This window comes from Actinokineospora xionganensis (assembly GCF_014323725.1).
GTDB classification, from domain to species: Bacteria; Actinomycetota; Actinomycetes; order Mycobacteriales; family Pseudonocardiaceae; genus Actinokineospora; species Actinokineospora xionganensis.
This window is the reverse complement of sequence record NZ_JABVED010000017.1, coordinates 1-15,207: the sequence shown is the minus strand read 5'-3', so window position 1 is coordinate 15,207 and position 15,207 is coordinate 1. Positions and strand designations below refer to the sequence as shown.

General features: G+C 70.0%; 11 protein-coding genes. 2 read left to right on the top strand and 9 right to left on the bottom strand.

All coding sequences use genetic code 11. The annotated features are described in order from the left end of the window. Positions 1 to 44 precede the first annotated feature (44 nt). From GPZ80_RS25400 to GPZ80_RS25390, 3 genes are all read right to left on the bottom strand, one after another. Positions 45 to 452 carry a hypothetical protein gene (locus GPZ80_RS25400; RefSeq protein ID WP_187223610.1) on the bottom strand — a complete coding sequence of 136 codons (408 nt, stop codon included), beginning with the start codon at positions 450 to 452 and terminating at the stop codon, positions 45 to 47. 21 nt (positions 453 to 473) lie between these two features. Beyond that, positions 474 to 3,701 (bottom strand): S8 family peptidase, encoded by a 3,228-nt coding sequence (locus GPZ80_RS25395; RefSeq protein ID WP_187223609.1) that lies wholly within the window; start codon positions 3,699 to 3,701, stop codon positions 474 to 476. Positions 3,702 to 3,838: 137 nt separating this feature from the next. Then, the gene (locus GPZ80_RS25390; RefSeq protein ID WP_187223608.1) at positions 3,839 to 4,657 is read right to left on the bottom strand and encodes an SGNH/GDSL hydrolase family protein; all 819 of its coding nucleotides are present in this window, start codon (positions 4,655 to 4,657) and stop codon (positions 3,839 to 3,841) included. A 51-nt stretch (positions 4,658 to 4,708) separates the two neighbouring features. On the opposite strand from GPZ80_RS25390, the gene GPZ80_RS25385 reads away from it, so the two are divergent. Next, positions 4,709 to 5,254, top strand: coding sequence for a class I SAM-dependent methyltransferase (locus tag GPZ80_RS25385; RefSeq protein ID WP_187223607.1), 546 nt, complete (start codon positions 4,709 to 4,711; stop codon positions 5,252 to 5,254). Positions 5,255 to 5,307: 53 nt separating this feature from the next. Beyond that, positions 5,308 to 6,747, top strand: a complete 1,440-nt coding sequence (locus GPZ80_RS25380) for a PhoX family protein (RefSeq protein WP_187223606.1) — start codon at positions 5,308 to 5,310, stop codon at positions 6,745 to 6,747. Between the two features lie 3 nt (positions 6,748 to 6,750). Here the strand turns inward: GPZ80_RS25380 and GPZ80_RS25375 are convergent, their stop codons facing one another. The 6 genes from GPZ80_RS25375 to GPZ80_RS25350 form a co-directional block, all read right to left on the bottom strand. Beyond that, the gene (locus GPZ80_RS25375) at positions 6,751 to 7,923 is read right to left on the bottom strand and encodes a trypsin-like peptidase domain-containing protein (RefSeq protein ID WP_187223605.1); all 1,173 of its coding nucleotides are present in this window, start codon (positions 7,921 to 7,923) and stop codon (positions 6,751 to 6,753) included. Further along, entirely contained in the window at positions 7,920 to 10,964 is a 3,045-nt protein-coding gene (locus tag GPZ80_RS25370; RefSeq protein ID WP_187223604.1) for an ATP-binding protein, read from the bottom strand. The genes GPZ80_RS25375 and GPZ80_RS25370 overlap by 4 nt, the downstream gene beginning before the upstream one ends. Continuing rightward, the gene (locus GPZ80_RS25365; RefSeq protein ID WP_187223603.1) at positions 10,964 to 12,007 is read right to left on the bottom strand and encodes a hypothetical protein; all 1,044 of its coding nucleotides are present in this window, start codon (positions 12,005 to 12,007) and stop codon (positions 10,964 to 10,966) included. Before GPZ80_RS25365 ends, GPZ80_RS25370 begins: the two co-directional genes overlap by 1 nt. Before the next feature lie 10 nt (positions 12,008 to 12,017). Then, positions 12,018 to 13,064, bottom strand: coding sequence for a zinc metalloprotease (locus tag GPZ80_RS25360; RefSeq protein ID WP_187223602.1), 1,047 nt, complete (start codon positions 13,062 to 13,064; stop codon positions 12,018 to 12,020). A gap of 94 nt (positions 13,065 to 13,158) precedes the next feature. Continuing rightward, positions 13,159 to 14,040, bottom strand: a complete 882-nt coding sequence (locus GPZ80_RS25355) for a carbohydrate ABC transporter permease (RefSeq protein WP_187223601.1) — start codon at positions 14,038 to 14,040, stop codon at positions 13,159 to 13,161. Continuing rightward, positions 14,037 to 14,999, bottom strand: a complete 963-nt coding sequence (locus GPZ80_RS25350) for a carbohydrate ABC transporter permease (RefSeq protein ID WP_187223600.1) — start codon at positions 14,997 to 14,999, stop codon at positions 14,037 to 14,039. Before GPZ80_RS25350 ends, GPZ80_RS25355 begins: the two co-directional genes overlap by 4 nt. Positions 15,000 to 15,207: the final 208 nt, after the last annotated feature.

The following is a 15,207-nucleotide window of genomic DNA, read 5'->3' as shown; positions in this document are numbered from 1 at the left end:
TGAGTGACGCGGGCGGCGCCGATCCGGCGCCGCCCGCGCTCGCGTCAGTACTCGTCGCCGCCGGAGAAGATCTCCTCGATCTGGTCGGCGGTGCCCGCGAGCAGGCTCAGCGGCTCGGTGAACTCGTGCAGGTCGAGAGTGGTCAGCGGCAGCGCGTGCCGCAGCACCACGTGGTCGCCCATGATCGCCGCGCCGCACGCGATCGAGGTGTGGCCGACCTCGGTGAGCAGGGCCTTCAGGTCGACCTTGTCGGCCAGACCCACCGGGGAGGCAATCTGCACCCATTCGTGCTGCTTGTCGAGCACCTCGCGGGCCAGGAAGATCACCTGGGTGCGCTCGTCCTCGTCGTCGTAGTGCTCGAAGTTGAACAGGATGCGGATCTCGCCCTCATCCTCGGACAGCACGTCGTAGGTCTCGTTGACGTACGCCGCCAGATCGCCCCATGTCGCCATGTCGATCATCTTAGGGAGGTTTCAGATCCCGTAGGCGCGGATTGTGGTCTGCTCCACGGTATTCCCGGTGGCGTCGGCGGCTTTCGCGCGCAATGAGACAAATCGGGCCGACCGCGGATGGCCGACCGTGGCCACGCCCGCCTCGACCGGGACGGCCCGCCAGGTGCGGCCGTCGTCGAAGGACGCCTCGACGGTCAGCGAGGTGAGCGCCACCGGGTCGAGCCCCTTGTTCCACTGGACGGTCACGGGCACCTTCGCCGAGTCGGCGGTGGTCCGGTTGCCGTCGTCGAGGCCCTGTGGGGCCGCGCGCACGACCATCAGCGGGAGCGGCACCCCGCCCTTGCCCTTGCCCGGCCCGGTGTCCGGCGGGCGCACGGAGGTGAAGGTCCACGTGGTCGACATCGACGTCGAGAAACCGGACACGGCCGAGCGGGTCGCCGTGGTCTCCAGGCGGTAGGCCGCCTGCTCCGGCCGGACGTCGAACGAGCCCTGCCCAGCGGTGTCGGACTCACCCACCTTGACGCCGTCCATGTACAGCACCGTCGACCCGCTGTCCATTTCGGACACGCCGACCCGGTCGAGGCCGGCGTCGGCGTACATCGGGATCGACACCGACATCGTGTCGCGGGCCCGGGACGCCTGGTCGACGCGGAAACTCGGGCCGAACACCGCGCTGTTCCAGTCGTCTGCATAGGACTTTCCGGCTTCGTGCGTGACGGCCCCGCCGGTCACGACCGTCTCGGTGCGCAGGGACTTGCGCACTTTGCGCCACTGCTGGAACTCCGCCGACCACGACAGGTCGTCGACGTTGTGGAACTCGGTTCGGGTGCGGGGCAGCTCGAACGGGATGCCGTAGCCGACGGCCGTGCCATGGCGGGGTTCCTTCGCCACCCAGATCTTGGTGCCGCCGCGCCGGTCGGCCTGTTCCCGGTACGTGGTGCGAACTTCGGCGAGGTCGGTGTCGACGACGTGCTTGGCGAACCCGGTCGGCAGCCTGCCGTAGTCGAACCACGCGAGGTGGTAGGCCACGGCGGCGCGGGTGATCTCGCCGAACCGGTCGGGGACGGCCCAGGCGCCGCCGATGTCGGCGACGAACTCGGCGTCGGGCAGCGGTTGCCCGACCTGGCCGATGAAGATCCGCTCGAAGGTGTCGCCAAGCACGCCGGTGAACACCGCCCGTTCCCCGCTGACCCGGCCGTAGCCCGCGCCGACCGCCTTGGGCAGCACGCCCGCCCGGTCGAAGGTGACCGAGATCGGTTTCGCCGAGCGCGCGTCGAGCACGACGGTCGTGTCGGCGGTGACGTCGATTGTGGGGTGGACGACCTTGTTGGAGTTGACCGTCACGCCGTCCGGCCGCGGGGTGTTGATGACGGAATCGAGGTGGTAGCTGCCTTTGCGGACGCGGACGGTGCCGACGCCGTCGATGGTGGGCACGCCCCGGTAGCGCGAGGGATCGATGCCGAAGAGGAACGAGAAGTTGTTGTCGGACAGGGCGCCGGTGGTGTCGAGGGTCTTGATGGTCAGGTCGTAGCTCTCGGGTTCCCGGTCGATGGCGACGGGCGTGGTGACCCGGCCGGTCGGACTCTCGGCCGTGACGCGGGCGCTGAACGCGCCTTGCGCGGCGTCGATCTTCGTGTCGGCGGTGAGCTGCACGGTGGCCTGGCCGCGGGCGGGGATCGTCAACTCGGTGGCGGACAGGCGGAACATGTCGGGCGCGGGTTCGCCGTCGGGTCCCGCGGTGGTGAGTGTCAGCCGGACGGTGACGGGCTGGTCACCGGTGTTGGTGTAGGTGATCGGCTTGGTGACCGGGGTGTCGTCGGTGTGCGGCCAGGCCTGCCTGCCCATCGACACGGCCGCCGGTTCGGCGTAGAGGGTTTGTTTGACGGCGTGGGCGACGTCCACCCGGCCCGCGCCTTGGTCATAGTTGCCCGCTTCGATGGGTTTCGCCGAGGCCATCAGGGCGGCTTTGAGCTGCGCGCCGGTCCACTCGGGATGCCGCTGCGCGAGGATGGCCGCGGCCCCGGCGACGTGCGGGGTGGCCATGGAGGTGCCGCTGAGTTCGCGGTACTTCTCCTGCGGCCTCCCGAATGAGTGGCGGGAGCGGGCGGCCATGATGTTCACCCCGGGCGCCACGATGTCCGGCTTGAGTGCGGCGTCGTGGATCCGCGGCCCCCGCCCGGAGAAACTCGCGATCGCGTCGTCGCCGTCCACCGCCCCGACCGCCAGCGCGGCGTCGGCGCTGGCAGGCGAGGACACCGTCTCGGCGCCGTAGGACCCGTCGTTGCCCGCCGCGACGACGAACAGCGTCCCATGTCGGGCGCTGAGGTCGTTCACCCCCACCTCAAGGGGATCGTCCCCGCGCGCGTCCGGCCCGCCGAGGCTCAGGTTGACCACCTTGGCGCCGGACTCCGCGGCCCACCGCATCCCGGCGAGGATCGCCGACTCCGGGCACCCGCGCGGCCCACAGACCTTGCCCACCAACAGCTTCGCGTCGGGCGCGACCCCGGTGTACTCGCGGTCCCCCCGCCCGGTCCCGGCGATGGTGGACGCGACGTGCGTCCCGTGCCCGTCCTCGTCGCGCAGGGTGCCGTCGGTGAAGTTCTTGGCCTCGATCACCCGATCGCGCAGGTCGGCGTGGGTGGCGTCGACCCCGGTGTCGAGCACCGCGACCGTGACCCCTTTGCCGGTGAACCCGCCCTGCCAGGCCGCCGGGGCGCCGATCTGGGGGACGCTGACGTCCAGGCTGGGCTTGCGCATGCCGTCGAGCCAGAGCTTGCCGGTGTCTCGGGACTGCTTGCGCTGGACCCAGATCTCCCCGTTCTTGGGCGCGCTCAGCGCGGTGAGGTCCCCGGCGATCAACGGCAGCGAGTCGGTGCGCCCGTCGTCGTACCCGTCCCGAATCAGCAGGGCGACGTCGAAGAGCCGCAGGTCGAGCCGCCCGGCGTTGACCTCGGTCCAGGCGTCGGACGGGATGACGTGCAACCTGGTCCCGTCACCGGTGGTCGCGAAGTGCACGTGCTCGCGACCTTCCGCGGGATCCACGGCAGGCACCAGCCTTGCCCCAACCCGACGAACCGTGACCCGGTCCCCCGTGATCAGCGTGACGGCGCCCAGATACTCCCCACCGGCGGCGGGCTCGGCGGCCCCGGCGGGCACCGACACCCCCACCAACCCAGCCACCACCGCGGCGGCCATGGCGGCGAACTTGGTGACCAGGCGCATCGCGACCTCCCGAGCGGACGTGTGCACCCAACCAAGTGCAGTCGCCGGCAACCGTCAACAGACGAATGGAGGACTTCGTTACCAGATGCCAAAGGTCAAGAGGCTGCCGACCCACCACACGAACGCAACGGCCCAACGCGACGCCTTCAGACAGCCTGCGACCCCTAAAGACCCAGCCACGCCTTGGCATCGGAAGAGATCCGCGAGACATACCGACCGATCCCCGGAGCCACCCCACCACACCCCCGACCCGGATCAAGCCCGTCCAAACAGAAGTGGATGTCGTCGTTGTCCGCACGCAACCGCGTCACCCCACCGAAAACCTCCGGCTCCGTGCAAGCCGCCGTCCCCCGCTCCGCCTCCGTGCAAGGCAGGAACCGGGTGAACTCATACCGGTCCCGCGGCAGGTTGTCATACGGGTACGCCGCCATGCTCACCAACGCACCCGCGTCGCTGACCCGGTCGCCCGCCAGGTCCGCCGCGTAGGTGTAGATCGAGTTGAGTCGCCGAGGCACCTCCTGTCGCGGTGCGGGCATCGGCGCCTGCAGGACCCACAGCAGCTTGGGCCTCGGCAGGCCCACCGCGTCCGCTGCCGCGGAGATCTCGCGGCGGGCGGAGAAGGCGTTCCACAGGTACTGGTCGTAGAAGGTCTCCGTGCCGCGGCGGGTGTGTTCGACGCAGGGCGAGTAGTAGTCGTTGCCCCAGAACTGCAGGATGACCAGGTCGGGGCGGACTTCCCGGATCAGGTTGTCGAACTTCGCCGAGGCGGGCAGCCACGTCGGCGTCGCGGCCAGGTAGTCGCAGATGCCCGTCCCGCCCAGTGTCGCGTCCCGGAAAGACGCCGGGGTCAGCGCCGCCGCCAAGGCACCCGAGTTCTGGACGGCGACCGAGTCGCCGACATAGAGGACCGTCGGGGGTTGCGCCGCCCGCGCCCTGGGCGCGACCACGAACATCAACGCCAACACCACGGCAAGCACCCGCATCGAAACCTCCCAGAGCCGGACGGTAACACCGACGGATGGGACAGTGGCCCCGTGAGCGACACACAATGGGACGGCGACGACTACCAGCGCCGGTTCGACGACCTGGCCGCGACCGGCGCCGACGTGCACGGCGAGGCGACCTTCGTCCGCGCCTACCAGCCCGCGAGCGTGCTCGACGCCGGGTGTGGGACCGGACGAGTGGGCATCGAACTCGCCCGGCACGGGATCGAGGTGGTCGGCGTGGACGTCGACGCCTCCATGCTCGCCACCGCGGGCGCCCGCGCCCCCGGGATCACCTGGGTGCGGTCCGACCTTGCCGAACTCGACCTCGGCCGCGCCTTCGACATCGTGGTCATGGCGGGCAACGTCCCGCTCTTCACCGCGCCGGGCACCGAGGCGGCCCTCGTCGCGGGAGTGGCGCGCCATGTCGGGCGCCTGCTCGTGGCCGGGTTCAGCCTCGACAGGGGTTACACCGTCGCCGACTACGACGCCCACGCGAAAGCGGCCGGGTTGTCGCTGGTCGAGCGGTTCGCCACCTGGGATCGGGAACCCTTCTCCGGCGGGGACTACGCGGTGTCCGTCCACAAAGTCGGGTAACAGAACCCTTGCGCAGCCGCACAAACTAGGCGCAGGATCGTCCGATGGTGGACATGGACCGACGCTCCGTCCTCCGAGGGGCGGTCGCGGGCGCACTGCTCGGCGGCCCGTTCCTCGGCTTCGTCAACCGCGCGGCCGCCGCGCCCGCGGTGTCGTATCCCCTGGGCCCGGTGCCCGACCTGCGCGACGGCGCCGTGCGGCTCTGGCTGCCCGACGGCTTCCAGTACCGCTCCTTCCACGACACCGAGTCCCGGGTCGTGTTGGACGACGACACGGTGCTGCCCGGCAGGCACGACGGCATGGGCGCGTTCAAGACGCGTGGCACCAACGTCATGCTGGTGCGCAACCATGAGGTCAACGGCACGGGCACGGCGTTCGGCGACGTGTCCAAGGCCTACGACGCGAAGGCCATGGGCGGAACAACCTCCGTGGAGGTCACCCGGTACGGCGAGGTCGTGCGCTCCTACACCAGCCTCAACGGCACGCAGATGAACTGCTCCGGCGGCCAGATGCCGTTCGGCTCCTGGATCACCTGCGAGGAGACCGTCAACGGCCCGGACGTGGGCCCGGACTTCACCGGCGTGTCCAACGTCCCGCTGACCAGGCCGCACGGCTTCATCTTCGACGTCCCCGCGCACGGTGTGTCCGACGGCGAGCCGATCACCGCGGCGGGCCGGTTCGCGCACGAGTCGGTGGCATACGACCGCGAGGGTGGCTGCCTCTACCTCACCGAGGACGACTTCGGATTCCCCTCGGGCTTCTACCGGTACAAGCCGCGGCTGGACCCGATGGAGTACGGGCGCCTGGACAACCTCGGCAGGCTGCAGATGCTCAAGGTCAAGGGGCAGCCCAACGCGCACCTGGAGGCCGGGCAGCCCGCGGGCACCACCTACCAGGTGGAATGGGTCGACATCGAGGACCCGGCACCGACGTTCCCCTACACCCCGGGCCAGCCCGCCCCGACCTCGAACAACGACGCGATCACTTATGTCGCAAGCCAGGGCTGGGCCCAGGGCGCCGCCTTCTTCTCCCGACTGGAGGGCGCCGCCATCGACCGCGGCGTCGTCTACTTCACCTCCACCCAGGGCGGCGGTCCGGCCGAGACCGGGCCCGACAACGTCTCGGGCTACGGCAACGGGAGCGGCCAGATCTGGGCCTACGACACCCGCGAGGAGGTCCTGCGGCTGCAGTACCAGTCCCCCGGCGCGGACGTGCTCGACTTCCCGGACAACGTCACCACCAGCAACCGGGGCACGCTCGTCGTCTGCGAGGACGGCAGCAACAACAACTACATGCGCGGCCTGACCCGGCAGGGGCAACTCTTCGACATCGCCCTCAACCGGCTGGTGAGCAGCACGGGCGCCCCCAGGTTCAACGACGAGTTCGCCGGGTCGACGTTCAGCCCCGACGGGCACACGCTGTTCGTGAACATCCAGGCCAGCCGCGGCGTGACGTTCGCGATCTGGGGTCCTTGGGGGAAGATCGGCGTCTGACCGTCAACCCTGGCCCGCGACGATCTCCGCGCGCAGGTCGGGGTGGTTGGCCGCGAGGTGTTCCAGGATCTTCCCGATCGGCGTGCCGTAGTTCTCCTGGTTGATGGTCCGCCCCCACACCGACACCGATCCGCCGGTGATGGTCTGGAACCCGCGGTGCAGCGCGGCGGCGAACCAGGCGTCGTCGCAGATCGGTGAGCCCGACGACCCGCCCGCGGTGTCGGTCAGGTAGCTGAGGCGGTCGGCGGTGCCGGTGACGACGAAGTTGTTGCGGAACCCCAGGCGCATCGGGTTGCCGCCGGGGTGCTGCAGGACGTTGACCCGTTCGCGCAGCGCCCGGTCCTTGGGTTTGAGGATCGGGTTGGTCCGCAGCCGCAGCGGCGGCCGGGGCGAGCTGTCCGGGGCGAGCCGCAGGATGGCGTAGTCCAGCGTCTTGTCGTGGGCGACGCAGCCCGCCGAGACCGCGCTGTGCACGGTCGCGTCGGTCGTGTAGAAGTCGAACAGCGCGCGGATCGCCTTGCCCTGCAGGTCGAAGTCGGCGGCGCTCGCGTCCGGTTCGCTGCCGACGCGGGCGTTGACGACGTGGTTGTTGGTGATCAGCAGGTTGGGTCCGATCATCCAGCCGGTGCCGTGGCCGACGTCGGGCGCGTTGCCCGCCAACGTCGCGGGCACGCCGTCGAAGTGCCGGTGCACCACAAGTTTCGCCACCGACCGGGACACGTCCGTCCCGGTGTGCAGGAACGCCACGTCCAGGGTGTCGTCCTCGAAGATCACGACCTCGAGTTCGCCGTCGTTGCGCGGCAGGTCCTCGACGTCGACCAGCACCGGCGCCGGGTCGGCGCCGGGTGAGCTCCGCGCCCGCCCGTCGGCGGACATCAGCTCCAGGGCCCGCCGGAAGACCATCTCCTGCGGCTGTCCGCCCGCCATCGGGATGGCCGCCCCGAGCCACTCCCGCAGCGGGACCTGGCCGGAGACCAGCGCCCTCGTGGTGTTCATCCGCGAGGTCAGCGTCATCAGCTTGGCCAGCGGGGTGCCGCCCTGCGTCGCGGTGGCCACGAACGCGCGCGAGATGTTCGCGGTCAGCGCGGCGCTCTGGTCCGCGTCGGCGAAGCCGAGGTCGACGGCCGCCTGCTGGACTTCCCTGAGCTCGTCGGAGGTCAGATACGCGAATGTCATGACTTGCTCCTGCCATCGTGGCCGGCGACCGGCCGAACGAGAGTGTCGACGACCATCCGGCGGGCCTGGCCCGCGTCGCGCGCCCAGTCCAGCCCGACCGCGACCGCCTTGCCGGTCCGGCCCGCGCGTACCACCGAGCTGGCCAGGTCCTCGGTCTTCCACCCTCGACCGGACAGTCCGACCTCGGCCGCCAGGTCCGCGAGCGCGGGCGCGCCTTCCGGTGAGATCTCCCGCAGCAGCCGGGCGACGGCGAACGGGTCGTGCTGGAACACGCCGTCCTCGGCCTCGGTCTGGTCGCCCACCTGCACCGCGGCGTGGTGCAGCACGGTGTCGTCCGACGGGCCCGCGGTGTGCAGCACGCGCCGGACCAGGTCCACGTTGTCCAGCAGGTCGGACCGCGACAGGTGGGTGAATCGGGACGCCAACTCGCCGCGGAGGCCTTCGCCTGCGTCGTCGAGTCCGCCCAGGATGCCCACCGCGTCGGTCAGCACGTCCACGCCGCGGGTCTGGTCGCCGAGAAGGTCGCAGCCGCGCACCGCCCATTCCGCCGCGCTGACCACACCGGCGCCGTCGCCCCGCAGTCCGCGGACGACGACGGCCTGTTCGGCCAGGGCCACCTGAGTGTCGCGGTCGTCGGACTCCGCGGCCGCGGCCATCCCGCGCTCCAAGGCCGCCGCCGCGCCCTCGACGTCCTTGGCCGCCAGCCTCGCCCGCACTTCCACAAGGTGGAGCTTGGTGTCGGGTAGCCGTTCCGTCCGCTCGGCGAGCACGGCCAGCGCGCTCGCCGGGTCGCCGGAGGCCAGCCACGACATCGCCCGCCCCTCCGCATCGGCCTCCCAGTCGCGCTGGTCCCATTCCGCGCGGTCGTCGGTCTCGCCGAAGCCGAGGCGCCTGCTCAGCCAGGTCCACGCCCTTGGCGGCAGCGGCTCGCCGAGCGCCGGGGCCAACAGCGGGCGCAGCGCCGGGTCCCAGACGCGGTCGAGGTATCTAGGGTCCTCGCCGACCATCAGCCGGTGGTAGACCTCTTCCGCGCGGTCTTCGGTGCCCGGGCGGGCCTGGTAGTAGTCGATCGCGCGGCGGTGGACGCGCGCCACGACGGCGGCCAGGGCGGGTTCGTCCATCATGGACCGCAGCATCAGCGTGCGGACGTCCTGGCGGTGGCGCAGCGTGTCCGGCCCGTCGAGCTCGAACAGGCTGACCTCGAACCGGAGCTTGTCGAAGATCAGCTCGGCGTGGTCGGGGTCGAGATCGCAGGGGTCGGCCAGCACCTCGCGCAGCACGTCGACGGTGATCCGCCGCACCGCCAGGCCCGGGTAGGCGATCCGGCGGACTTCCGGGTCGGCGATGTGGCTGAGGATGCGTCCGTAGAGCATCCCCTGGACCTGTTCGATGGCGATCCCGGCGAGCGCGTCGCCGCGCGCGGCGACGTCGTCGAACACCGCGGTCCCCGTGCGCTCCAACGCCTCCGCGGCCAGCCGCAGGGTCAGCGGGTGGCCGCCGAACTTCGCCACGATGGTCGTGCGCAGCGCCAGATCGGCGACCCCGAGGTCGGCGAGCACCGCGTCCGCGGCGGGCGGTTCCAGCTCGCCCAGGGTCAGGACCAGGTTCTCGAAACCGGTGAACACCGTCGGGTCGCCGCGCCCGGAGACGATGACGCGCATATCGGGGAGCGCGGCGAGCAGGTGCCCGATGAGCCGCTCGAGGTCGCGCACCGCTCCCGGACCTTTGAGCTGCACTTCCTCGTAGGTGTCGAGGAACAGCACGAGCGGGGTCCGGTAGCCGGCGGGGCCGTGGGTGTCCATCAGCTTGTGCAGCCGGTCGGCGAGGACGCCGACCATCGCGGCCAGATTTCCCTGCCGGTCGAAGTCGATGTCGAGAATGGCCGAGGCCTTCTCCAAATCGGAGCCCCAGTAGACGCTTTCGGTCGCGGCCAGGGCGCGGGCTTCCTCGGTGGTCGCGTGGAGCAGCCGCAACTGCCGCGCGATCTGCCGCAGCAGCCCGATCGGGTCGCGCGGGTCGTTGCGCGCGCGGTCGAAGTCGAGGTAGGCGAACGGGACCGCCGCGTACTCCCCCGCGGCCTGTTCGAGCCCCAGGAGGACTTTGCCGAGCAGGCTCGACTTGCCGACCCCGCCCGGCCCGCGCAGGCACAGCAGCATGGGGTCGGCCACCCCGTGGACGAAGGAGTCGAACACCGCCAGTTCGGGTTCCCGGCCGTGGAAGTGGGTGCCCACCAGGGCTCGGAGCGGGTCGAGCAGCGCGCGGCGCTCCAGGGTGGCGTCGACCTCGGTGCCGACGGTCTCGTCGAGGACGCCCGCGACCTCCAGCCAGCCGGTGACGACGGCGTATTCCTCGAGTTCGGCCGTGCCGAGCCCGGCGAGGTTCGGCCGCGTGCCCGCGAGCAATTCGCGCACCTTGTCGCGCTCGGCGTCGGGCAGGTCGGCGTTGACCGCCAGCGCGTCCTGCAGGGTTCCGGTCTCCCAGAGCAGGCGCAGGCACTGGGTCCGGACCTCGTCGAGCAGGATCCAGCAGCCGTCGATGGCGGTGTGGCTGAACTCCGCGAGCATGCCGACCGCCGAGGTGCGGGTCGGCCGCAGCGGGCGCAGCTTCGCCGGGAGGAACCGCCCCAGCACCGCCGCGGCCGTCGTCCACGGCAGGTGGTCGTCGTCCAGCGCGATTTCCTCGTCGGTGGGGACCGCCGTGTCCGACAGCGCGGCGTTCAGCTTCGCGGTGAAGTCCGCGTACTCCGGGGGCAGTTCCCGGACCGCCGGCGTGTCCACAGCAGACCCGCCGAGAAAGGACCTGGCGACGTCGGCGATGTCGTCGGCCCGGTCGGGGAACCGCCTGGTGAGCGCGGCGAAGAGCCGCTCGTCGACCAGCCCGCGCCTGCGGAGCTCCATCGACACCTCGGCCGCGAACGACGACCCCTTGCCACCCGGGCGGGTGCTCACCCGCATCCCTTCGAGCGCGAGGAAGCTCTGCAGCTCCCGGTGGTCGTCGAACAGGACCGCCAACAGCTCCCGCAGCCGGTCGCCCGCTTCCATCAGGCCTCCTGCAGCAGCACGCGGTGCGCGTCGACGCACTTCTGCGCCAGCAGACGCAGCCGCATCCTCGGGGTGGGCTGCAGGGCGGTGACATGGCTGATCACCTGGTCGGCGGTGTGCCGGTAGTAGGCCTCGTCCTTGCCGGGCACCGCGGCGGCCAGCCACCCGGCTATCTCTGCCTCGGAGATCTCGGCGAGGGTGTACCGGGAGTTGATCTCGGGCAGGTTCTCCATCGCGACGGCGGCGAAATCGGCCAGCACGGTGATCCGCAGCTTCTTGGCCAGCAGCGGGGTCGTCTGGACCTGCCGCAGCAGTTCACCGAGGAACTTCAGCACCCCCGCGTCCTGCTCAGGCTCGACGAGGTTGGCGACGAACCAGACCGGGGTGCGGCTGTGCACCGCGAAGCCGCCGAGGTTCGCGGCAAGGGTGACCGCCCGGCGCTCGGGTTCGGGGTCGATCGCGGGCGGCACCACCACGCCCAGTTTGAGCCGCAGCTGGTCGGCGAGGTAGTCGACCATCCGGTTGTCGTGCAGCCGCTGCAGGTGCTCGACCACCGGTGTGAAGACGCCGTGTCTGCGGGCGCAGTGGTCGATGTAGGCGCACATCGTGCGCTTTCCGTGCCCGGCGGGGCCGTCGATGGTCAAGGCGGTGGGGCCGTCCCCGCGGGCGATGTCGCCCAGGTGGGTCCGCAGCGGCTCCCGGTCGGCGAACGGCCATTCCGCGGGCATCCACAGTTCGCCGGTGCCGAGACCGGTCCAGTCGAGCTGCCCGGTCCGCAAGTGGCCCACGAGCTGGTGCACCTTGACAAGTTCACCCGCGGCGTCGACCCGCAGCACGACGTTGACGAAGGTGTCGGCCGTGGGCAGCGCCAGTGACCAGTCCAGCAGCCACTTGGCGTGGTTGTGCGGGTTGAGCCCCGCCGGGACCACGCGCAGCGCCTCCGGGCCGAACAGGTCCCTGGCGACCTGGCCGTATCTGCCCTCGCCGAGGTACTCCGTGATCAGGTACACGACCTGCTTGTGCTGTTCGTCGGTCAGAAGCACCGCGCCCGCCTTAGTCCGTGCGGCCCACCATCCCGTTGAGCAAGTCGAAAACCCTTGCCAGGTAGGGGAATTGCTCCAGGTCGGCCTCCTGCCCGGCACCCATGATCTCCAAAGTGGACTCCGCGCGCCCGGCCAGGTCGGAGAGGTCGTCGGCCGCGTGGGGGTAGAGCAGCTGCAGGCCGCGTTTATCCCCTTCGGAGAGGTCGAGACCGTTTCCGGTCGGCGCGCAGGCGCTCGGCGCGGAGTGGTAGAAGAATGGCTCGAACTGGTAGAGCATCACGGATTTCGCGTCGAACGGGCCCGCGATCACGTCCGGCGACTCCTTGGTGCGAAGGTTGTGGTCGACCTTGGCCCGCGGCCACTTGTTGGGCTCGCCCGCGAGGTAGGTGTAGATGCCGGGGCGACGCCCGGCCGCGTCCGGCACGAACCTGCCCCGGTTGTCCTTGGTCGGCACGTACCCGGGGTCGTCGTCCCAGCGGAACTCGTCCTCACACGGCCCGCGCATGTTCTGGTGGGCGTGCTTGAACGCCAGCGCGTGCAGGAACTCGTGGCGGACCGTGCCTTGCCACCGGTTGGGTTTGGCGGTCTTGAAACCGCCGAGGTTGAGGCTGCGCTGGCCGGGTCCGCCGCCGATCGGGCTGCCCGGGCCGCCGATGGTGCTGTCGTTGCTGTCGGTGCCGACCAGGGACCAGAAGCCGGGCATGTCGAAGCTGACCCGGATGTCCGCGGCGTGCTCGGTGTCGAGGACGGTCCACCGGCGGAACTCGCCGCTCGCCGGGTCGAGCCCGAAGTCGAGTTCCAGGTTGCAGGCGTCGGTGATCTGCGCCGTGGCGTCGACGATGTCGCGGTGCAGGTCCTTGTCTCCGTCGAGGAACGCGACCCGCACCGCGGAGCCGGGCCGCCAGCGGGCCAGGTCGTCGATGAGGAACTCCAGACCCTCACGCTGCGCGGCGACCCGCTCGCGCCAGGCGTCGCGCACCTCCAGGGAGGCGACCAACTCATCCGGCAGCGCGTCGAGCACGAGATCGGCGCCCTGCCCGTCCACTCGGGTGTCCATATGAAGGGAGTCGCTCGCCGGTACGGCCTGGTTAGCGTCCCCCGCCACGCGCGAACGGGTGAATCACCTGGGAGTCATCACCGGTGACGGCCTGTTATTTCACGCCTCCCGCTGTCAGGCCGGCGACGATCCGGCGTTGGAAGAGCAAGACCAGGATGACCAGCGGGATGGTCACGATGACGCCCGCGGCCATCTGGGTGCCGAACGGGGCGTCGAACTGGGTGGTGCCGGTGAACTGGCTGGTGATCACGGGAGCGGTCTTGAGTTCCTTCTTGTTGACCACCGACAGGGCGATGATGAACTCGTTCCAGGACGCGATGAACGTGATGATCGCGGTGGTGAAGACACCTGGCGCGGCGAGCGGCAGGATCACCTTGCGGAACGCCTGGGCTGGGGTGCAGCCGTCGATCTGGGCCGCTTCCTCAAGTTCGACGGGCATCTGGCGGAAGAACGCGGTGAGGTTCCAGACCGCCAGCGGCAGGGCGAAGCTCATGCTGGGCACGATCATCGCCTGGTAGGTGTTGATCCAGCCGATGTTGCTGAACAGGTCCAGCAGCGGCACCAGCAGCGAGATGCCGGGGAACATGCTGGTCGTGATGATGATCGCCAGCACCAGGTTCTTGAACCGGAAGTCCAGCCGCGCCAACGCGTACGCGGTCAGGATGCCGATGATCAGAACCAGCACCGTGGTGGTCCCGGCGACCAGGAAGCTGTTGCCGAGAGCGCGGAGGAAGCCGTTGTTCGCCGCGAACGCGGCGGTGTAGGAGTCGGTCGAGAACGGCGACGGCACAGGCGCGGAGTCGAAGATGTCGTTGGTTCGCCGAAGACTCGACACCAGCATCCAATAGAACGGCGCGAGGCAGTAGACGACGATCGCCGCGATGCCGACGTAGGGCAGCCAGCGCCAGCCGGACTTCTTCGGCTTCGTGGGCGGGGTCGCGGAAGCGGTCGGCGTGGTCGACAGCGTGGCGGTCATCGGTTCCTCCCGGTCCGCGCGCCGACGACGTCGGCACCCAGCAACTTGACGAACACGAACGCCACGACGGCGACGTAGACGAACAGGAAGATCGCATACGCGGAGGCGGGTCCGTACTTGGTGAACTTCACCGCCTCCTCGAACGCCAGGATCGTGACCGTGTCGGTGGAGTTCTTCCCTGGTCCGATGAGGGTGTACGGCAGGTCGAACATCCGCAGCGTGTCGAGGATGCGGAACAGGACCGCCACCATGAGCGTCGGCTTGACCAGCGGCAGGGTGATCGACCAGAAGGTCTTCCACGGCGACGCGCCGTCCAGCTTGGCCGCCTCGTAGACCTCGTTGGAGATGACCTGCAATCCCGCCAGCACAAGGAGTCCGATGAACGGCGCGGTCTTCCACGTGTCGGCGATGACGACCGCCAGCCACGCCTGCGGCCCGTCGGTCGTCCAGAGAATCGGGTCACCGGGCAGCAGGTCGTTCGCCACACCGTCGGCCTGGAAGATCCACCGCCACAGGATGCCCGCGATCGCGGTGGGCACCGCCCACGGCACCAGGATGCTGGCGCGGACAAGGGCGCGACCCTTGAAAGCCTTGTGCATCACCAAAGCCATCAGCACGCCCAGGATGACTTCCAGGCCCACGGCGACGATGGTGAAGCTGGTGGTGTTCCACAGGGCGTTGAGGAACCGGGCGCCGGTGGTGCCGCTGAACATGTCGGTGAAGTTGTCGATGCCGACGAACTTGTTGCCGGTCTCCAGTACGCCCGTCTCCGGGTCGATGCCTTCCTTGCGTTGGTAGAACGCCAATCGGATGGCGGAGACGATGGGGTAGGCGACGACGATCCCGAGCACCAGCAGGGTCGGCGACACGAGCAGGGCGGCGAGCTTCCCGACTCCCTGTCTGCGCCCCACGGGCTTGGCGGGCTTGGGATCGACCGGCGCGCCGATGAGAGTGGACATGGGTTGCCCTCCGCGAACGAAGGCGGGGTCCCGGCGGCACCCGGGACCCCGCGTGCCGAAGTCAGCTACCGGTCAGGGACTCCAGCTTCGTCTGCAACGAGGCCAATGCGTCCTGGCTGCTTGTCTGGCCACTCATCGCCGCGTACGCGGCTTCCTGAATGGCGGAGGAGACCTCCTGGTACTTGACGACCGCGGGGCGCTTCTTGGC